This window comes from Acinetobacter towneri (genome assembly GCF_017498585.1).
Taxonomy (GTDB): Bacteria; Pseudomonadota; Gammaproteobacteria; order Pseudomonadales; family Moraxellaceae; genus Acinetobacter; species Acinetobacter towneri.
Genome location: NZ_CP071766.1, coordinates 1378130 through 1398444 on the forward strand (window position 1 = coordinate 1378130; position 20315 = coordinate 1398444).

A 20315-nucleotide genomic window follows, 5' to 3' on the forward strand; every position below is an offset into this window, starting at 1 on the left:
GCGCTTCGGCGTCCTTTTTTATAAACGTTGACTGCATAAGGGTAAGCGATGAAAACCAAATTAATGTTGTTGGCAGCAGCGGTTGCATTGAGTGGCTGTAATTCAATGGACAATATTCCAGATCCGAGTCCTGAACAGGAAAAGGCGGCACAGCTAGCCTATGAGGATTTGCGTGATGGGAAGTATGACGAGTTTTTGGATCAGTTAGAGCCGCAGTTGCAAACCCAGTTTAAGGACAATGAAAAGCTGATGAAACGCTTTTCACGTTCAATTCCTCAAGGTGAATACAAGTCTAAGACTTTAATGACCAAAGAGATTGAAGAAGCAACCGATCAGCTTGGGCAATATAAGGTCAGCTATGAAATTGCCTATCCAGAAAATCTGGTTCAGTATGATGTTAGTTTTGACAAGCCGAATGGTAGCAACAAGATTCATAATTTCAATATTCAAGTCTTTGGCGAATCGGGTAAATAAGTGGAATAGGAGCATTGCTATAATGCTCTATCTGCTTTGATGACCAGAAATTAAACGTCGATAAGCCAAAAAAAAGCACAAGCTACCGATCATTCCAAGATAGAGCAATTTAGGCAAGATCAGTGTTGTAGGCACACCCATCTGATTGAGTTGAATAAACATCTGCACAATTTGGGTAGAGGGCAGGATTTCGCCAACGACTTGCATCCAGGTGGGCATGGCAGCATGCGGCCAGGCCGCACCAGATAAAAAGAACAGTGGAATAGAAGTGAATACAATGACATGCCCCGCACGTTCCGGCACATCCAGAAAACTAGCAAATAAGCAGGTCATGCCAATTATCGTGTAGATAAAAACCGCAACAGCCAGCAGCATCCCGAGCAGGTTGCCACCGCGCGGATAATCAAATAGCCAGAAGCTAAAGCCGAATAAATAGAAACATCCCAGACAACCAATGGTGAAGACCGCTAAACACATCCCAATCAATGCATTTGTGTTTAATTCTATTTTTCTTTCCCGATATACCAAAATTAGCATACTCAAACCCAAAAGAATGGTTTGGTGGATAATTAAAGGTGCAACCGCAGGAAAGACATAGCTGCCATAGCCGGACAGCGGATTAAATAAAGGAATTTGATGCACAGAAAGGGCAGGTGAAAAATCCGAGACCTTGCCAAAGCGTTCAGTATAATCTGCCAAAGTTTGCTCAACTGATGTGGCTAAGCCCAGACCAATTTGTTTGGTTACTAAAAAGTTGGCTGTACTTAAATACAGGCCAATGCCACCTGTTTCACCATGCCTTAAGCTTTGCGATAAATTGTCCGGCAGAAGTAAAATACCATCGGCTTTTTGTGATTCCACCCATTGTTTGGCCTCGGAAAAATTGCCGGTAATCGCCTCAATCTCCACATTGGGGCTTTGTGCCACTTGACCAATAATACGGGTGCTTAAGTTACTTTGTTCTTCATCGACAATAATAATCGGTAAGGCTTCAGCCTGCTGTGCCTGATAAGCGGTTGGATAAAAAAAGCTGTAAAACAAGACGGATAGAATAAGCGTGGTAAAGATCGTGCCGTGACTGACAATATCCTTAAAGCTTTGCAGATAGTAAAACCAGAGGGATTTCATTGGACTGCTCCTTTAACTATTTTTTTAAGAAACAGATAAGCCAGCAGAGCGTAAACTAGGGCATAGATCAGCAGCATGAATCCAGCTTGCAGTGAAATATGCAATGGACTACCAATCACCCATTGTTCAGTTTGTAATTTGGCATAGGGCGTAAACGGAATAATATTGGACCAGAACTGGGTGAATAGGGGCGCATTATTTAAAGGGAGGGTCACACCTGCAAAACTCAAAGATGAACCACCATAGACCGCAATGATGCCAAAAGATTTACTTAAATCTTTGGTCGCCAGAACCACTGCACTGCTTAAAAATGCATAAGCGCTATATAGCAGAAATTGTGCCGATAGAATCAGAGCGAGCGAGCCAGCAACAAACCAGCCGCGAATTTCAATCAGCCAGAACATCCAGATCCAGGTCCATAGACTAAAAATAGCCACATAGACCAGGTTCTTAGACAGCAATGCCATCCAGATGGACGAGTTGCTAATCCAGCTTGTTAAGGTCTGTCGCTTCAGTTCCTGACCGACGGAAAATGCCACACAACAACACAGCAGTAAATGCAGAATTGCCGGAATGACATAGGGTTCCAGATAGAATTCATAATTTAGTTGCGGGTTATACAGCGGCGATATTTTGATATGCGGTGACGGTGCTTCGAGAGAAGGCAGCCGGTTGCCCAGATATTGCTGTCCGCTAAATTCAGCCAGTGCTTGCAGGGTACTGACCAGCATGGCAGAGGAAATGGTATTTCCGATGCTGAAATAACTCTGGTTAAAGGCAATACTGATGTCAGCATCCTGGGCACGAACCAGACGTTGCTCGGCACCGCTTGGAATATGGATATAACCCCAAATTTTATTTTGATTTAACAGGCGCTCAATTTCAGCTGTTTGTTCCGACACCGTAGCAATTTTAAGAGTATGATTCAGCGCCACATGTTGATAAATGCTTTGACTCAGCGCACTCTGGTCTTGATCAATAATCGCAATCGGTAAATGATCCGATTTCCCTTGAGCAAACATGCTGCTGAATAAAATAATCACCAGTGCAGGTGCCAGCGTGACCAGACACAGATCCCATTTTTCGCTGAGCAGATAGCGCAGTTCGCGCCATATACCCGTCCACATTATCGGGTCTCTTTCAGTTTAAATAACACGCTCATCCCGACTTTCAGTTCAGAAATCGCTGGTGTGGGTACAAGATGCAGCTTAAAACTGCGCACATCATAACCGCCGGTTTGACGTGTGGTCTTAATGGTGGCAAATTCACCTTCAGCACTGATCTGTCTAATTTGAAAAGTGGCGGTTTTATCTAGGGCGGGAATATAACCTTTAATACTGCTCATTTTCTGAAATGGGGCATATTGGTCTTCACGAATATTCAGGCTCACCCACATTTGATCTTCAATCAGGCTGACCACAGGGACTGCGGTGGCTACCAGCTCCGAGACTTTGCCATAGGTTTTAGACACCGTTCCGTTTACAGGTGCTACTAATTGGGTTTCTGCTTCTAAAGCATTGGCTTCATCCAGCGCAGCCTGGGCAATATCTACTTGTGCATCGGCAGAACTCTTTTGCTGCGAGGTGCTGCCACGTTTGGCACGTGCGTATTGCTGATACGCTGCTTCTGTCATTTGCGCCGCTGATTGACTGGCTGCATACAATTCATCACGGCGCTGGCGTGAAATCACACCTTCCTTCAATAAATTTGCACCACGCTCATAAGAAACTTTGGCTAAATTTTGCTGTGCTTTCAGCGATTGCCAGTTGGCATACAGACTGGCGATATTTTCTTCCTGCGAGCCACGTTCAGCAGTCGATTGTAAGGCCAGCGCAGATTGTAAAGCCGCTGCGGCTTGCTGTTTTTTGGCCTGAATTTCCGGGCTGTTTAAGCGCACCAGTACATCGCCTTTTTTGACCCGCTGACCTTCTTCTACATAGATTTCTTCAATACGGCTTGGCACTTTGGTCGCCACCTGAACTGTTTCAGCTTCTACACGACCCTGCAATTCAAGCGGAGCCGGTTGGTAGCTTTTCCACAATCCAAAAGCGATGACTGCCAGCAGAACTGGAATCAGGGCGAGCAATAAATATTTTTTCTTTTTAGCGATTTCAGGAGCTTGTTGTTGCTCGGTCGAAGTCGTCGCGTTGTTTTCTATTTCAGTTTTTGTTTCTACCTGTTGCGCAGGAGATTTTTCTGTATCGCTGGATGAAGCCACTTCATTCACAGGATCATTGGGTTTTTGATCTTCGTTCATGTTCGGCTCCATTAGCGAATATAGTGAGTGTTGGTATGTTGGATGTAGTTCGGAAATTCTGCAATCGAGCCATGGCTTTGTAATAGTGTGGCCAGTGACATCACATATTTGTAAGCATTCAAGGCAGTTTCGGCTCGTAGTCCGCTCAGCATATTTTGTGCATCGATGACCTGTATGGCGGTGCCCATATCTTCTTTAAAAGACAATTCTTGGATGCGTAAATTTTCCTGTGCGGCTTTCAAATTTTGTGCCAGAAGTGCATCACTTTGCTGTGCGCTGAGTGCTTCGCTATAAGATTTATAAATCAGATTTTCAATTTCCTGCTGGGTGCGTGCAGTAAGCAGTTCTGTTGCAGAGCGTTTGAGTTCGGCAGCCTGAATATTCTTGTTTTTATCGATCCCGGAAAACAGGTTATAGCGTGCGGCAACCCCGACAATCCAGTTTTCATTTTGATCCAGACTATATTCGCCAAAAGCAAATACATTTGGTTTTTTCGCTGCTTGCTGGGCTTTCACATTGGCTTGGGCCAATTGGGTATCCAGCTGCATTTTTTGAATCAGCGCAGAGTTCTGACTAAAAGTTTTTAGCAGATGATTTAAGGCCTGTGGCTCGGTTTTATTGACAAATAAAGGCGTCGAAAGCTCAGTGATGCTACTTTCCTGAAGCAGATTATTCAGCTGGAACAGCGCAGCATTCAAATTGGCCTGCGTATTTTGCTGGCTGCGCTCGGCATTATTACGTGCCACTTCAAATTGCATACGCTGGCCTTTACTGATAAAACCTTGCTGTTCCATTTTTAAGGCATTGCGATAATGCTGCTGCATGGCATTCAGATTAAACAGCGCAGCTGCATGCAATTGCTTTTGGAGCTGCACATTAAAATAACTTTGAATCAGTTCAAAACGCTGCGTATCTTGCTGCTGTTTGTTGCTGAGCTGACTACGACCGACCTGAATATTGGCAATTTCTTTGGCACTACGGGTGAGGCCTCCAGTATATATTGGCATAATCACGGAAACAGTGGGGCGAATCACCTGATCTTCAAGGATGACATTAGACGTATCCGGAATCAGACCAACTCCGCTATGAATAGTATTGTTAAGTCCATCACGCAGTGGATCGGTAATACCTGCAGGTAGATCCACGCCATTACTGGCCTCCCACTCATTAAGCCGGCCATTCACGCCTTGAGAGAGTGAATTCTCCAGATTATTTTTAAATTGCTTTAATGGAATATCGACTTCACTGTGAAAGGCATAGGCACGAACATTCAGGTCGACACGTGGCAGACCTACGCCTTTTACTGCTTCAGCTTCAAGTTTTGAAGCCTGTTCCAGACTTTGATAGGCTTGGCTGCTATAAGAATTTTGCAACAACTGACGTTCAGCATCCTGAAAGCTGATGCTCTGTGCATGAGCAAAGCTGCCATACATCATAGATGCAAGCAGATTTAAACCCCAGACAAGCTGTCTTTTATTTTTCTTTAAGTTCATAAAGTCGCTAAACTGATATAAAGCCGGTAATGTTATCCCTCTAGTATAAATCAAAGGTTCGCAGATAGAACTAGTGTAAAGTTATAGTATTGTTTCTTGTACATTTGTCTATAAAAAGCACGCTTATGCGTCCTCTAATCTTCTTTTTTTACCTTTTCTTTTTAAATAGCGTTTTTTAGCTACTTTTTCTCTATATTCTTTTAAAAGTCTTGGATTTTTTGCGATTAATTCATCCATATTGCTTTTTCCCCCCTCGAAATTCAGGATGTTGCTCTCGCATTTTTTTACATTCACTCTTTTCTCGCCAGATTTTAAAGAATAAATAAAGCTTGCTGAAGCATCTCTACGTAAAACTTCTTCTTTAAATAAAGGGGTGGCAATAGATCTCTTGCGAAAGTTAATTTAAGAGCATCCAATTCACCATTCCAGCAATTAAATTCATTCTTAGACCAAATCGTTTCCGTCTATTTCTATGGCGTTCTGTTAATATCCGAAAATGTTTAAGTTTGCCGTTGATATGTTCAATTGTGATCCTACGCCGACTGATTTCTTGGTTGATCTGTTTTGCTATTTGGGGTAATGATAAATTGTTAGGTTTCTTGATTGGAATGAGTAACTTACTCTTAATCTGATGAAATCCTTTATAGGCTAAATCTGCCATGATATAAGGATAAATAATCATCTCCTTCAAATGCTTACGCGCAATGTTCAGATCGTGTTTTCTGCCATCTTCAATCTGTATACTTACAATTTGCTTTAATTGGGGGTTAAAAATGACCTGTGTTTTTAGCGTATGTTTCTTCTTTTTACCACTATAGAATTTTCTTTGTTTTTTTGGGACGCTCAATCTGTGACTCAGTAACATCAACGATTACATAATCCCCCTCATTAAACTTTTGATTCCTTTTCGGCAATGCGAAAATCCGTGATTGAATCAGAGCATTTTCAACTTTCTGAATCGTACGATTCACATTACTTTCAGCTAGGTTATAGTCGGCGGATAACTCAATTTGAGTTCTATAACAGCGTAAGTAATTTAAAGTTAACAACAATTGATCCTCTAAACACAACGAATGAGGTCTTCCAGATTTTTTCTTGGCAAGTTCAGCATGTTGTAACACTGATACCATTTTTAAGAATAATGGACGAGGAACTCCAACAAGTCGTTTAAATTCTTCATCATTAAATCTTGTTAAATTTTCATATTTCATGAGATGAGTATAAACAATTTTTTACTTTCGCAAGAGGTCTAATATTAGTGAAAAAATAATTAGTTTTATAGCTAATCATAGATTCCAAGATATTTTGAGGTAACAAAATTACAGGTCCAACAACTTTATTAGGCCCCCAAGGAGCGTGAGGAAGTGAAAATTTTGATTTTTTCCATTCGTTATCGATTGCACAAAAGAAATGAATAGCCTCTTTTGTTTCAGTCGTTTCTATACCTAATTTTTCACATTGTTCTAATGTATATTCTGCAAAATGTTTAAAGCAAATATTAGGGTTTGTTGACAATTCGTCTATGTTTGCGGCATGAGAGATATATCTCGCAAGGTTTTTTAGCTGCTATAAGGCATGGGACAGGAAATTTAGTCATTTTAAATGACTGGCACATAACGCAATAGCAGCAAAAAATATGCTCGCCCTGAAAGGCTGTGGCTAAAACTTTCTCAGATTGCGTTATGAAACTTAGCAATAATCTCGCTATTCCTTGCGTTTCATGCCTGATCTGCTCAGTTTTAGCCTACAGCGCAAGCCATTTATGAAATGTCAACAGACCCTAGTCGTTATATCTGAAATAGTGTCCGGACCTATACCATCTGCAACTAATATTAATTCTTCAAGATCTTCTAATAAGCCTGTCTGAGCTGCCTGAGAAGACTTTAAGCATGTGAGTATATATTCAACTTTAATATCGTGTGATCCTTTGCCATTTACTCCTTCTTTAGTTGCACCAATGCCAGTATATTTGGGCTCAGGAAAATGGGAGCATAATTTTCTTGCTTTAATTTCATCTTTTTCTTTAAGAGCTTCCATTAAACATTTCATAAAATTTTGCTGAGTAGTCAGAGCAGACTTGGAATGTATGTTCTCACAACGAGTTAAATAATAACTATCAATGTATAAGCGAGTATCTGTTTCCAGATTAGGGTCAAAGAAGTCAACTTCAAGTAAATTTTTATCTACCTTAAAGTGATTGAGGAATGTTGTCATTGTTTATTTCTCCTTTAATATTTATTTAAAATATCATTTAATTAGGAGTAGTGGGTGGTTTTTTTGATCAATTTGCGACAGATATTGTCGCACACATTTCAGCCTCTTTTTTTGATTTAGTAAATTTATCCCTCGAATCTAGATTGGTTTTTTGACTCTATCTTCATTCTTGGATAGAAATAATTTTGTGCAAGCGGCGTCCAGATATGGTTAAATGCCATCATTTTATTGTGTTTCACTCTGAAAGGAAAAATCATGCGCGCGTACAACTTCTGTGCTGGTCCTGCTGCATTACCTACAGCCGTTTTAGAAAAAGCCCAAGCTGAAATGCTGGATTGGCATGGCAAGGGACTTTCCATTATGGAAATGAGCCATCGTAGCAAAGACTATGTGGCTGTTGCAGAAAAGGCTGAAGCAGATTTACGCACTTTAATGAATATTCCTGAGAACTACAAAGTATTGTTCTTACAGGGTGGTGCATCGTTGCAGTTTTCTGCAATTCCGTTGAATTTGTTGGGTAAAAACAACAAAGCAGATTATATCCATACAGGAATTTGGTCTGAAAAAGCATTAAAAGAAGCGCAGCGCTATGGCGATATCAATGTCGTAGAAGCGGGTATTCAAATTGAAGGCAAACATGCCATTAGCGAACAAAGTCAATGGAATTTATCTGCCGATGCTGCTTATGTGCATTATGCTGATAACGAAACCATTGGTGGTTTGCAGTTTGCCAATATTCCTGAAACAGATAAGCCATTGGTATGTGATTTCTCATCAAGCATTTTATCTGCACCTTTAGATGTATCTAAATTTGGTTTGATTTATGCGGGTGCGCAAAAAAATATTGGCCCTGCGGGTCTAACCATCGTCATTGTTCGTGAAGACTTGCTTGATCAAGCTAAGCCAGAAATTCCAAGCATTTTGAAATATTCAGCGCAAGCAAAAAATGATTCCATGGTGAATACACCTGCAACTTATGCATGGTATTTGTCTGGTTTAGTGTTTGAGTGGTTATTGCAAAACGGTGGTGTAGATGCGATTCATCAAGCTAACCTAGAAAAAGCGAAATTATTATACGGTTATATCGATTCAAGCGATTTCTACGCGAATCCAATTTATAGCGCAAACCGTTCAATTATGAACGTTCCGTTTACTTTGGCTGATGCCGCACTGGAAAAACAATTCTTGCAAGAAGCTGAAGAAAACCGTTTGTTGAACTTGGCAGGTCACCGTTCTGTAGGTGGTATGCGCGCAAGTATTTATAATGCAGTGCCATTAGATGGCGTACAAGCTTTGGTTAACTTTATGGATGACTTTGCAAAACGTCACGGTTAATTGATAGTAGTAAAAAGCAAAAACCCAGCTGAATTAGCTGGGTTTTTTTTATAGAAATAGGTGAAAAGTCATAGAGGCTTGTTGATGAGTGAAACTCAGAACACAAAATAGTGTAAGCCGTAGGCGGAGAGCAGCATGCCTAATGCAAAAAATAGGCAAGACATCGGGTCGAGCTGATAGCGTTGCTCAAGTTGATGTTCTACATGCTGTAAGTTTTCTTCTTGCACGATTTTCATAGATATTATTTTCCGATGATCTATTTATCGTTAAATATTTAAATACGGCTATATTTTTAGCATAAAAAATTGATTAAATAAAGTACTAATTTTATTTTAAATATAATATCTGCCAATAATGAATTAATTCTGTGTTGATTTTTAAAATCCGCACCACTCAAGGCTTTCAGATTATCTACGGTGCTTGGTGCAGATGTTTGGGTTTTAAAATAACTTATCCACATATTCGATTTAAAATATGGCTGATTTTGAATTTATAATAAATTTAAAGCTGTGGATAACTGCGTTTTTTTGAATTTAAAATGCTTAAATAAGCATCAATATATTCATACTATCAATAGCACGCTTTTAACAATCAAAAATTGATTATAAGCCATCAGTGAAATAAGTATTGAAAGTTCCTTCTCCCTGAGGAGAAGGCGAGGATGGGGGGATGATGAATATGAATTTATTATTTAGACAGCTACTTTGAGGTTTATTTTTAATAAACTACTGTTTTATATTGTGAATATTGGCTTGAATCCAAATATTGCCACGAATGTATTGTCCAATTTCAAAGTTTTGGTGCGCAGGATTTTTAGTTGCAAGACGAATTAAAATCGCAGGCTGATTTTCATCATGAATTAGAGTGACATCATAAACAGTATAGGCTTGATTCATGAATTCAAAACTGGTTTTACCAACAACATTGCCCTGAAACCAAGCTTCATCTTCCTGACCGATATTTTCGCCATATAAATATGCGACCATTTTAGAAAAATCCACCGTTACAGGTGCTTTGTCATCTTCGGACTTAGGTTGCCATGCGTCAATTTGTTCTTGCAGATTGGCAGGTGCAACACCATCATTGGCTGCTAAAATATCATTCAGCGCACGATGGTGTTTAATTGACGCAGGATCATCGACCACCAATTGTTCGCCTTCAGCAACAGCTTCAAGTTCATACGCCCATGCGTTTAAATGCACCCAGTAGGTTTGATCTTTTTGGTATTGTTGATGGTTGACGCTGTATAAACTGTCAAAAGCATAGACAATACTGTTGTTGCCTAAATTGAGTCGAAGCACCGCTTGAGTGTTAGATTTGCAGCTAATGATACGTTCAATTTTAGCTTCAACTTTGTAAGGACTTTCAAAGCAAGGGAAAGCCGTTTTTACAGCTTGTGGTTTGTTATTTTCAACCGCAATCACTTGTGTCAATTGAATTGCCTCTTTGCTTGGGCCTTGAATCAGCCATGTGCTTTGATCCATTTCTGCTTCTTGGCGGCATAAACCCATTGGCATAATTGGTGCATCTAGAGCCAGTCCTAACCATTTTGGAACTTCGGTGCAGGGTTCATCCGTGAGTAAATTCCAATGTTCAACATGGCTGCCGAAGTTCTGATCTTCAATGCGGATGATTTCTGGTCTATTTTGATTGTTCATAAGCACTTTGAGATGTTGGGTTCTTTTCTTTACTCTTAGATCGAGGGTTATTTCGATTTTTCAAGTCTTTGGCTGAAATTTCATGTAATGCCACTGCATTTGTACAGATTGTGGACAGCGATGCAGCAGAAACAAAATCACATCCATCTACACTTTAGCATGCAATTCTGAGCATTTTAAACATACTGCAATGTAATGAGTTTGATACACTAGTCGCATATTATTATCAGGGTTGCACAGTGCTGCCATTTAAACTTTGGGTTGATGCAGATGCATTACCTAAAATTCTAAGAGAAGTCATTTTACGTGCTTCAGATCGTTACCAACTTGAAGTCACTTTTGTTGCCAATCAATCGGTCGGGATTACGCCTTCGGTACGGATTAACTCTATTCAAGTGATGCATGGTGCCGATGCCGCCGATCAGGAAATTGTAGATCGCATGAAGGAACACGACATTGTGATCACGCAGGATATTCCACTAGCGGCACAAGTGATTGAAAAGGGCGGAATAGCGATTCATCCACGTGGTGAAATTTATACTGTTGCCAATGTGAAAGCGCGTCTGCATTTGCGTGATTTTATGGATACTTTGCGTGGTGCAGGCGTACAAACAGGTGGGCCAGCACCTATTTCAGAACGTGATAAACGTGAGTTTTCAAGTAGTCTAGATCAAACCATCCAAAAGCAAAAACGTAAAACTGCTTAATACGAGTCACGCATGCCTTCTAAAACCAATATTATGATGACCTATGCCTTATTGGTTTTCATTTGGGCAACAACGCCTTTGGCAATTGTCTGGAGTGTGTCAGATTTACACATGCTTTGGGCTTTGGTGCTACGTTTTTTCATTGCTTTGCCCTTAGCTATTATTTTATTGCTGCTGTTAAAAGTGAAATTTCCACATCATCTACAAGCGTGGCATAGTTATTTGGCAGGTTCGTTTAGTCTGATCGGTTCACAAATTTTCACCTACATTGCCACCGCTTATTTAAGCTCAGGCATTATCGCCCTGATGTTTGGTCTGACCCCCATCATAGCAGGTTTGATTGGTCGTTTTGTGTTTCAGTTGCATTTGGCACGTATTCAATGGATCGGAATGACAGTGTCCATTTTAGGGCTTGGCATCATCTGCTTTGGCGGCGAAACACAGCATGTGCATCCTCTGGGTATTGTTTTAATGCTGTTTAGTGTATTGACCTACACCATGTCTATTTTCTGGGTGAAAAAAGTTAATGCGCAAGTTGAACCTGTAGCACAGGCAACTGGCTCGATTTTGGTATCAACCATTGCGGCTTTATGTATTGTGCCGTTTATTTGGCAATATGTACCGACTAGTTTGCCGAGTCTTAAATCTATCGCAGCTTTACTTTATACCGTGATCATGGCTTCTTTGATTGCAATGTTCTGTTATTTTAAATTGGTGCAGAATATTCAGGCGACCACCTTATCTTTAACCACCGTCATGACGCCAATGATTGCTTTGTTGATTGGTGCTTTATTCAATCAAGAAGCTTTATCGGTCATGGTATTTGTGGGCGCTTTGGTTTTATTGTCAGGCTTAGTGCTGTATTTTTATCGTGATCTTAAAGCAAGTCGGGCATTGGCTCAGAAAATCAAAACACCATCCTAACGATATGCAAAGATGGCGTTATCCACGTGATTTTATATACGCGAACATGCAGAAATGATTTATTTTATTTCTTAGATTATGCTTGTTTTAAAGCAACGGCTTCTGCAAGTTTGACGCGATCTTGAGGGTGTAGAGTAATAAAATACGCCCCAGTACGATATTGTCCATTTTCTTCTTCACGGCTGTAAACCACTTGCGCGGTTGCGGCTATATGGAAAAAGTTTTCAGGATGGCTGAGCGTGACATGAATATAACTGCCCGTGTTTAATTCACGTTCACTATAAAAACTGAAACCACTTTCTGAAAAATTGACTTGTTCAGGGATAGGTAACATGCTTTGTACAATTGCATCGTATAAAGACCCTGTAATAAGGTTTAATTTTTGGTTGAATAAGGATAAGATTCGAGCAATTTGTTGATCTTTTTCAGTTAATTGTTCTAATTCGTAGTTTAATGCATGATCAAATTGATCTAATTCTGCGAGTAGTAGAAAATAACGCGGTAAAACAAAATTAGCATCGTAAGGGTCGTTCAGCGCAACATCGTCAGAAATGATCTGGTAATTGATTCTCAGGGCAGCATCAATTCGTGACATGACACGACGTTCAGACGCGACGCTTTGATGCTGTAAATTTTCCATAATGTATTACCTCGGACTTGATGGTATGTTTAAACCAATCTCGCTATATATAGGGTTGAGATATACGCGCGCTCGGCGCAGTAACCACTTTATTTCTTTTATTGCCTTAGTTTCGATGATCGGTCTAACTTTGGGTGTTGCCGTCCTCATTACCGTACTTTCGGTGATGAATGGTTTTGATCGTGAATTAAAAAATCGTGTCTTGGGCATGATACCTCAAGCCACTGTTTCATCAACACAAATTTTAACAAATTGGCCAGAACTTGCAACGAAAGTTGAGCAACATAAGCATGTTGTTGGTGCTGCACCATTTACGCAATTGCAAGGCATGTTGACTGCACAAGGGCAAGTGTCGGGCATTATGGTCACGGGAATTGAACCCGAATACGAAAAGAAAGTATCCATCATTCAAAACCACATGGTTGCAGGCAGTATCGACAATCTGAAAAAGGGTGAGTTCGGTATTGTTTTGGGCAAACAAATGACTGATGCCTTGGGTTTGGGTTTAAACGACAGCATCACCTTGGTTTTACCTGAAGCAACGCCATCCCCTGCAGGGGTTGTACCGCGTTTTAAACGTTTCAAAGTGGTTGGTATTTTTAGTATTGGTGCAGAAGTCGATTCGATGATGGGATATATCGCCCTGAATGATGCTTCGACTTTGCTGCGTTTACCCGATGGTGCGCAAGGTGTACGTTTAAAACTGGATGATATTTTTGCTGCACCACAAGTATCTCGAGATATTGTGCAAGAGCTACCTGCCAATTTTTATGCTTCGGACTGGACTTATACGCACGGCAACTTGTTTAGCGCCATTCAAATGGAAAAGGCAATGGTGAGCCTATTGTTATTCCTAATTGTTTTGGTGGCTGCATTTAATATCGTGTCGTCTTTGGTGATGGTCGTGACCGATAAAAAATCAGATATTGCGATTTTAAGAACTTTGGGTGCATCACCAAGCACGATTACCAAAATTTTTATGGTGCAAGGTACGGTCATTGGGGTTATTGGTACGGTTTCAGGTGCAATCTTGGGGATTATTTTCGCGTCCAGTATCAGTGGCTTTATTGCATGGTTGAATAATGTATTAGGGCTAAACTTATTTGATGCCTACTTTATCAACTACTTACCTTCATATTTAAGATGGCAAGATGTGGTGGTGATTGTGAGCTTGTCATTAATTTTAAGTTTCTTGGCGACGATTTACCCTGCATTACGTGCCGCGAAAATTCAACCAGCAGAGGCATTGCGTTATGAGTAAGATTGTTCTGGAAGCCAAGCAAGTTTCTAAACACTTTACCGATGGCAAAACCACTGTTGAAGTGATTCGTGGTTTAGATTTAAAAGTTCAGCAAGGACAGTTTGTTTCGATTGTTGGGGCGAGTGGTTCGGGTAAAAGTACCTTATTGCATGTTTTAGGTGGCTTAGACCGACCAAGTACAGGCGAAGTATTTTTAAATGGTCAGCGTTTTGACAATTTAGGCGAAGCTGAGCGCGGTTATTTGCGTAATCAATACCTCGGTTTTGTTTATCAATTTCATCACTTGCTGCCTGAGTTTAGTGCGCTTGAAAATGTGGCGATGCCGTTAATGTTACGCGCAGGCACGAACTATAAAGAGGTGAAGGCACAGGCAGAGTATCTGCTTGAGCGTGTCGGTTTGTCGCATCGTTTAACCCACAAACCGGGTGAGCTTTCTGGAGGGGAGCGTCAGCGTGTTGCGTTGGCACGTGCATTAGTAACAAAACCCGCACTCATGCTTGCCGATGAACCCACTGGAAACTTAGACCGCAAAACTGCAGTTAAAATTTTTGAATTGCTGCGTGAATTACGCAGTGAATTTAACATGGCGATGCTGATTGTGACCCATGATGAAGAACTGGCAAAATCTGCCGATACCATTTTGCACATGCAAGATGGTATTTGGGTAGATGCTTAGTGTGAGCATCGCTCCTAAAGCCACTCAAAAGCGACTGCGTTTAAAACCGCAATTGCTGGAATAAGATTTTTTTGTTGAAGCCCACTTCGGTGGGCTTTATGATGCATGCCAATAAAAATAATAAGTTTAATATTCATGCTGCAATTGATTGGTCTGGCTTGGGTGATTGGGATCGCCTGTGTCGGAATACGTTCTTCTTCTTTTCCAATACATTCATTGACTTCCATGCCTAGTGCAATGGTTTTACTGATTTTATGCAGTATCGTTGTGCAATACTTGTTGCAAGCTCGCTTATCTTCAATCTATTGGAAATGTTTGAATGTAGGAGTGGCAGGTGTTTTGAGTCTTGTTTTCGGTTTGATCTATGCGGATACGCAGATGCAGCAGCGTTTGCAATGGCGTGAACTACAACCTGAATTTGCTGAAGTCGTGGTTTATGTCAGACAGTTAAATCAGCTAAATGACAACAGCATTTCACAAAGGGTTGAGGTGTTAAACCGACATCCTCAAACAGTGACATGGTTAGCAACTTTAGCACAAACTCAGGTAGATCAAGAGCAAAATTTAGAACTTGGACACTATTACAAATTAAGTGGAAAAATTCGCCCTGCGCATAGTTATGCCACAGCAGGTGCATTTGATGTAGAGCGGTGGTATTTACAGCAAAATATTATGAGTGGTTTTCGGGTTGAGCAGATTCAGCCTATCTCGGCTGAACAAATTTATGCCATGGGGTTTACACAACATTGGCGTGCCCAACAGACGCTATGGGCAAAATTTCGATTATGGATTGAACAGCAGCGTTATCAAATTCGACTGTTTATTCAGCAGCAACCTTTGCATCATCAAGGTTTAATTCTTGCATTACTCACAGGAGATAAAAGCCTATTAGATGCAGAAACTGAAGCACAGTTTCAGCGTTTTGGAATTAGCCACTTATTGGCTATTTCAGGGCCACATGTGCTGATTTTTGCAGGCATGCTATGTTGGGCATTACGTCAGCTGATTAGGTATTACCGTCCGCATTGGTATTTGTGGATGCCTAAACAATACTTGCTCATGTTGCCATTTTTAAGTTGTGTATTGCTGTACACCGCCTTTGTCGGTTTTGAAATTCCTGCATTAAGAACCTTGCTGATGTGCAGTCTAGTGACAGTAATGTTAGTGCTGAAGCAGAAGCTTCAAGGCTTTGCCTTGCTGATTTATAGTGCTGCCTTATTATTATGGTTTGATCCTTTAAGTGTACTGTCTGCTGCTTTTTGGCTGTCTTACGGGGCCTGTTTTATTCTACTGCGTATTTATCAGAGCTTGAGTGCGCAACCACGTATAGAGCTGAATCGTTGGCAGCAACTGAAACATGCCAGCAAAATTCTAATCGAGTCGCAATGGAAAATTTTTATTGCCTTATTTCCTTTGGTGATTGTGTTTTTTAAACAAGTGGCGTGGATTGCACCGCTTATTAATATCATCGCAATTCCATTGATTGGTATGCTGATCGTGCCTTTAGATGTTTTGGCAGGAATTTGCTTTTTTATTTTTGAACCCTTGGCGTCAATACTGTTTCAATTGAATGATCTAGCTATGGCTTTGTTGCGCTTGATTTTTCGGGGGATGGAAACCGTTTTTGTACCACGGTTACATACTTTGTCGATGTCTGCAGCGGTGTATGTCTGTCTATGTTTAGGCTTATTTCTGCTATTTTTACCACAATCGGTATTGCCTAAAACTTGGGCAATCTTATGTTTTGTTCCACTGATTATAGTCGATAGCCAACGACAACCATTTGAATTAACAGTACTCGATGTGGGGCAGGGACAAGCTTTATTTTTACGTTCAGGTCATTACAACATGATGATTGATGTGGGCGGTTCTTATGATGAAAGTAAGTTTAGTATTGGACAGCAAATTTTACGTCCATTTTTAGCGGTGCATGGTATTAAACAACTGGACTTGGTGGTTTTAAGTCATTTAGACCAAGACCATAGTGGTGCATTTCCTCATTTGCAAAATGAAGTCAATATTCAGCATGTCTTTGCCAATCAGACCGTAGATGTGGCAGTAAATAGCAAGTTTAATTTGTGTCAGCAAGGGCAACAGTGGTCTTTACCACATCAGGTACAGATACAAGTTTTATCTCCTAAACCGAGTCAATTACCCTATGCCGCACAGCAACAAAATGAGTTGTCATGTGTGTTGTATATTTCAGTGCCATCCGCACAGCCATATCAGCATTTTTTAGTGATGGGCGATGCAGGTTGGGCAACTGAATATCAATTGTTGCAGGAATATCCTGATTTAAAAGTAGATGTGTTAATTTTGGGTCATCATGGGAGTAAGCACAGTTCTGCCTATGATTTTTTAGCACATTTTAAACCCAAATTGGCCGTGGCATCTGCAGGTTTTGATAATCGTTATGGACATCCTAGTTCTTTAGTTCAGCAACGCTTGGCTGCGCTCAATATTCCGTTCATGAACACCATACAACAGGGCAGCGTACGTTTTTCTGTAGATGCACAACAGCGTATGCTTATACAGCCGTATCGGCAGCAGAAATTGTGGTTGCAGCGTTAGTTTGGTTCTGTGTCTGGGCACGTACAGCCTGCACATCTGCCAAGGCTTCTTGCACAGGTTTATGATAGACCCCGCGTAAATCTGGATGGGCTTTATAGCGTTTATAACTCCAGTGATAATGTGTAGGATAACGACGGATCAAATCTTCAATTGCACGGTGAATAATAGCTGTCCCTGCATTGGCATCACACTGATAAATGTGCTCATCTATCGCTTCGATATACATATCAAAGCCTTGATCTGCATTTCTTAACGCATATAAGAACAAAGCTTTTGCTTTAGTTTTCTGAATCAATTTGGCGCTTAAATTACTCGATTCCAACGGAATACCAAAAAAAGGAATCATCTCACCACCTATATTTGGGGTATGGTCTGGCAAAATGACAGTGGTTCCGCCTTGTTTGAGTGCTTTAAAAATTTGACGTACCCCAGATTCATCTGTTGGGACTAAATGTGCCTGTTCACGGCTACGTGCTTGGCGCACAAAATCATCTGCCGCAGGGTTTTTGACAGGTTTATACATGATGGTCATTTGCGTATATTGAGCGATCCACGCATTCATAATTTCCCAAGTGCCAAAATGCGGCACAATTAAGACCAAACCCTTTTGTGCAGCCAGTGCATCTTGTAATAGTTCTAAACCATGTACCTGATGGATTCTTTGAATATTTTTTTGATTGCTTGATCCCCAAATATGAAAAAACTCAAAATAAGAGGTCAGTTCGTTACGAATTGCTTGCTGGGTAATCTGTTCGCGTTGTTGTGAGTTCAGCTCAGGAAGCGCAATTTGTAGATTGAGTTGAATGGTTTGAGAGGTTTTACTCAAACGCAGTGTATTGACCAAAAAAGCCAAAGATTTTGCAAAAAAACGCGCAACTGTTAAAGGTTGTCGACTGACAAAATCAAGCAGGCGCGATAAAGCCGTTGTCGGTGCAGGTTCGGTCATAACGACAGCATCAATTGATAGAAAGGATAAAGATGTAAAATATTATAGGAGAAAATACAGGCTTTAGACAGTTTTTGCCAATTCCGTGTATATAATGGAGCAAATTTACTATTTTTTGGATTGTTTCATGTCCGATTGGCCACCAAAACCACAAAATGAATCACAACAAATATCTCCACAAGCACAGCAGCCCACAGGCAAAGAGTGGAAACTATTAGAAAAAGCTGTTTTAGCTTCAGTTGAAGAACAACGTCGTGCACGTCGTTGGGGGATTTTCTTTAAGTTTTTAACTTTTGCTTATATATTTTTACTGTTGGTGATAATGGGCAAAGGGTGCAGTACCACGACCACGAATCCATCGGCAGCGAGTCCACATATCGCGGTGGTGGATATTGTTGGCACAATTGCATCTGATAAGCAAAGTGTGAACAGCAATGACACCATCAAGTCACTGAAAAAAGCCTATGAAAACAGCAACAGTCAGGCGGTGGTGCTAAATATTAATTCTCCGGGTGGTTCACCTGTGCAGTCAGATGAAATCTGGCAAGAAATTCAATATCTGAAAAAACAGCATCAAGGGAAAAAACTCTATGCCGTGATTGGCGATACTGGCGCTTCAGGTGCGTATTACATTGCTTCCGCTGCAGATGAAATTATTGTCAATCCATCAAGTTTGGTGGGTTCAATTGGCGTGATTATGCCAAATTATGGGCTGAGCGGTTTAATGCAGAAGATGGGTGTGGAAGATCGTACTATGACCTCAGGTGAAAATAAAGCCTTATTGTCGATGACACAACCTGTTGATCCTGAACAGAAAAAACATGTGCAAGCCGTATTAGATAATGTGCATGGCCACTTTATTCAAGCAGTGAAAGATGGACGCGGCGCGAAACTGAAATCACAAGATCCTGCGATTTTCTCAGGTCTGTTCTGGACAGGTGAGCAAGCCGTGACTTTAGGCATTGCCGATAAGATTGGCAGTTTAAATAGCCTGAAGCGTGATTTAAACCTAGATAAAACAGTGAACTATACCATTGAACATAGTCCTTTAGACTCTGTGTTGGGTCGTATGGGTGCAGCAGTGGGAGAGGGCTTTGCCACTTCTTTATCTCAACATATTCAGACTGAGCAAAACGCGAAATTACAATGAAACCACTGATTCATTTTGCGCATGCCAATGGCGTGCCATCGAAGGTTTATCAAAAACTGTTTGATTTACTTAAAGATGATTACGATGTGATTTACGTCCCTTTGTTGGGGCCAGATAAGCGTTATCCGATTGATAATCATTGGCAAAGCTTAACCCAACAAGTGATTGACAGTGTTGTGCGTCAAGCTCAGGGACGTAAAGTGATTGCGTTGGGGCATTCTTTAGGTGCAGTGTTGTCGTTTCAAGCCTCTTTACAACGCCCTGAATTATTTGAACAAGTGATCATGCTTGATCCACCTTTAATTATGGGTAAAGCATCGGTGTTTTTACATTTTGCCAAAATGTTTAAGCTTAAAGCAGTAGATCAACTGTCGCCTGCATCTTTGTCTTTGCGCCGTCGTGATCATTGGGAAAGTCGTGAGCAAGCAGCAGACTTATTGCGTCCGAAAGGTTTTTATCAAGATTTTGATGCCGACTGTTTTCAGGCTTATATCGAGCATGCTTTGACTGATGACCATGTACGAGGCGGGGTACAATTGACCATTCCAAAAATGGACGAGGTCAATATTTTTAGAACCAATCCATCACTATGGTGGTTACCGCAAGCAAAACTGCAAGTGCCGACAGAATTGGTGATTGCAAAAAAAGGGCCGTTCTTAAAAGCAGGTTTCCCACAAATTACCGCCAAGAAATTCAACATTGCTTATCAGGTGGTTGAAGGTGGACATATGTTCCCTTTAGAAAAACCTGAAGCGACGGTGCAGTTGATTAAAGATTTGATTCAAGCACAGCAGAGTAAAGCTGCTTCTGTTTAATTCAGTCTGAACCAAATACGAACCATAAAAAACGCCTGATCAACAGGCGTTTTTTCGTATATATCA

The 20315-nt window shown here is 40.8% G+C and carries 21 protein-coding genes; 9 read left to right on the forward strand and 12 right to left on the reverse strand.

What is annotated here, in order from left to right:
* Positions 1-48 precede the first annotated feature (48 nt).
* Entirely contained in the window at positions 49-474 is a 426-nt protein-coding gene (locus J4G44_RS06585) for a DUF3887 domain-containing protein (RefSeq protein WP_179990115.1), read from the forward strand.
* A gap of 27 nt (positions 475-501) precedes the next feature.
* Here J4G44_RS06585 and J4G44_RS06590 read toward each other — a convergent pair whose 3' ends face one another.
* The 7 genes from J4G44_RS06590 to J4G44_RS06620 form a co-directional block, all read right to left on the reverse strand.
* On the reverse strand, positions 502-1602 hold the full coding sequence (locus J4G44_RS06590) for an ABC transporter permease (protein WP_180060799.1): 1101 nt from the start codon (positions 1600-1602) through the stop codon (positions 502-504).
* The gene (locus tag J4G44_RS06595; protein WP_180060800.1) at positions 1599-2729 is read right to left on the reverse strand and encodes an ABC transporter permease; all 1131 of its coding nucleotides are present in this window, start codon (positions 2727-2729) and stop codon (positions 1599-1601) included. The genes J4G44_RS06590 and J4G44_RS06595 overlap by 4 nt, the downstream gene beginning before the upstream one ends.
* Positions 2729-3859, reverse strand: coding sequence for an HlyD family secretion protein (locus J4G44_RS06600; RefSeq protein ID WP_131261183.1), 1131 nt, complete (start codon positions 3857-3859; stop codon positions 2729-2731). The genes J4G44_RS06595 and J4G44_RS06600 overlap by 1 nt, the downstream gene beginning before the upstream one ends.
* Before the next feature lie 11 nt (positions 3860-3870).
* Positions 3871-5352 carry a TolC family protein gene (locus tag J4G44_RS06605; protein WP_168370507.1) on the reverse strand — a complete coding sequence of 494 codons (1482 nt, stop codon included), beginning with the start codon at positions 5350-5352 and terminating at the stop codon, positions 3871-3873.
* A 397-nt stretch (positions 5353-5749) separates the two neighbouring features.
* Positions 5750-6563 (reverse strand): IS5 family transposase gene (locus tag J4G44_RS06610; protein ID WP_167845880.1). Its coding sequence is split into 2 segments (ribosomal slippage): positions 5750-6175 and positions 6177-6563, totalling 813 coding nucleotides; the frame shifts between segments, so codons are not numbered across the junction.
* Positions 6553-6867, reverse strand: a complete 315-nt coding sequence (locus J4G44_RS06615; RefSeq protein WP_035310653.1) for a hypothetical protein — start codon at positions 6865-6867, stop codon at positions 6553-6555. The genes J4G44_RS06610 and J4G44_RS06615 overlap by 11 nt, the downstream gene beginning before the upstream one ends.
* A 255-nt stretch (positions 6868-7122) precedes the next feature.
* A complete protein-coding gene (locus tag J4G44_RS06620; protein ID WP_004971845.1) occupies positions 7123-7566 on the reverse strand; it encodes a hypothetical protein in 444 nt (147 codons plus the stop codon).
* 255 nt (positions 7567-7821) lie between these two features.
* Between J4G44_RS06620 and serC the strand changes: the two genes are divergently transcribed.
* Positions 7822-8901 carry a 3-phosphoserine/phosphohydroxythreonine transaminase gene (serC, locus tag J4G44_RS06625; RefSeq protein ID WP_179996916.1) on the forward strand — a complete coding sequence of 360 codons (1080 nt, stop codon included), beginning with the start codon at positions 7822-7824 and terminating at the stop codon, positions 8899-8901.
* 95 nt (positions 8902-8996) lie between these two features.
* On the opposite strand, the gene J4G44_RS06630 is transcribed toward serC, so the two are convergent.
* Positions 8997-9137 carry a hypothetical protein gene (locus tag J4G44_RS06630; RefSeq protein ID WP_004971840.1) on the reverse strand — a complete coding sequence of 47 codons (141 nt, stop codon included), beginning with the start codon at positions 9135-9137 and terminating at the stop codon, positions 8997-8999.
* Between the two features lie 489 nt (positions 9138-9626).
* Positions 9627-10559 carry a hypothetical protein gene (locus J4G44_RS06635; protein WP_019837949.1) on the reverse strand — a complete coding sequence of 311 codons (933 nt, stop codon included), beginning with the start codon at positions 10557-10559 and terminating at the stop codon, positions 9627-9629.
* A gap of 239 nt (positions 10560-10798) precedes the next feature.
* Between J4G44_RS06635 and J4G44_RS06640 the strand changes: the two genes are divergently transcribed.
* Together J4G44_RS06640 and J4G44_RS06645 are read left to right on the forward strand one after the other, a co-directional pair.
* On the forward strand, positions 10799-11266 hold the full coding sequence (locus J4G44_RS06640; protein ID WP_004971836.1) for a YaiI/YqxD family protein: 468 nt from the start codon (positions 10799-10801) through the stop codon (positions 11264-11266).
* 12 nt (positions 11267-11278) lie between these two features.
* A complete protein-coding gene (locus J4G44_RS06645; protein WP_178865716.1) occupies positions 11279-12190 on the forward strand; it encodes a DMT family transporter in 912 nt (303 codons plus the stop codon).
* A 76-nt stretch (positions 12191-12266) separates the two neighbouring features.
* On the opposite strand, the gene J4G44_RS06650 is transcribed toward J4G44_RS06645, so the two are convergent.
* Positions 12267-12830 (reverse strand): PilZ domain-containing protein, encoded by a 564-nt coding sequence (locus tag J4G44_RS06650; RefSeq protein ID WP_004971830.1) that lies wholly within the window; start codon positions 12828-12830, stop codon positions 12267-12269.
* A gap of 25 nt (positions 12831-12855) precedes the next feature.
* On the opposite strand from J4G44_RS06650, the gene J4G44_RS06655 reads away from it, so the two are divergent.
* A complete protein-coding gene (locus J4G44_RS06655; protein WP_104853304.1) occupies positions 12856-14091 on the forward strand; it encodes a lipoprotein-releasing ABC transporter permease subunit in 1236 nt (411 codons plus the stop codon).
* Entirely contained in the window at positions 14084-14767 is a 684-nt protein-coding gene (lolD, locus tag J4G44_RS06660; RefSeq protein WP_207973528.1) for a lipoprotein-releasing ABC transporter ATP-binding protein LolD, read from the forward strand. The genes J4G44_RS06655 and lolD overlap by 8 nt, the downstream gene beginning before the upstream one ends.
* 14 nt (positions 14768-14781) lie before the next feature.
* Here the strand turns inward: lolD and J4G44_RS06665 are convergent, their stop codons facing one another.
* Positions 14782-14994, reverse strand: a complete 213-nt coding sequence (locus J4G44_RS06665; RefSeq protein WP_179989186.1) for a hypothetical protein — start codon at positions 14992-14994, stop codon at positions 14782-14784.
* On the opposite strand from J4G44_RS06665, the gene J4G44_RS06670 reads away from it, so the two are divergent.
* A complete protein-coding gene (locus J4G44_RS06670) occupies positions 14903-17338 on the forward strand; it encodes a DNA internalization-related competence protein ComEC/Rec2 (protein ID WP_104853215.1) in 2436 nt (811 codons plus the stop codon). The two genes, J4G44_RS06665 and J4G44_RS06670, sit on opposite strands and share 92 nt — an antisense overlap.
* Here the strand turns inward: J4G44_RS06670 and J4G44_RS06675 are convergent.
* On the reverse strand, positions 17295-18284 hold the full coding sequence (locus J4G44_RS06675) for a lysophospholipid acyltransferase family protein (RefSeq protein ID WP_004971822.1): 990 nt from the start codon (positions 18282-18284) through the stop codon (positions 17295-17297). The genes J4G44_RS06670 and J4G44_RS06675 overlap by 44 nt on opposite strands.
* Positions 18285-18411: 127 nt before the next feature.
* Between J4G44_RS06675 and sppA the strand changes: the two genes are divergently transcribed.
* Positions 18412-19434: a signal peptide peptidase SppA gene (sppA, locus tag J4G44_RS06680; protein ID WP_179991111.1), complete on the forward strand. Its 1023-nt coding sequence runs from the start codon at positions 18412-18414 to the stop codon at positions 19432-19434.
* Entirely contained in the window at positions 19431-20249 is an 819-nt protein-coding gene (locus tag J4G44_RS06685; protein ID WP_004971819.1) for an alpha/beta fold hydrolase, read from the forward strand. The genes sppA and J4G44_RS06685 overlap by 4 nt, the downstream gene beginning before the upstream one ends.
* The last annotated feature ends 66 nt before the right edge of the window (positions 20250-20315 follow it).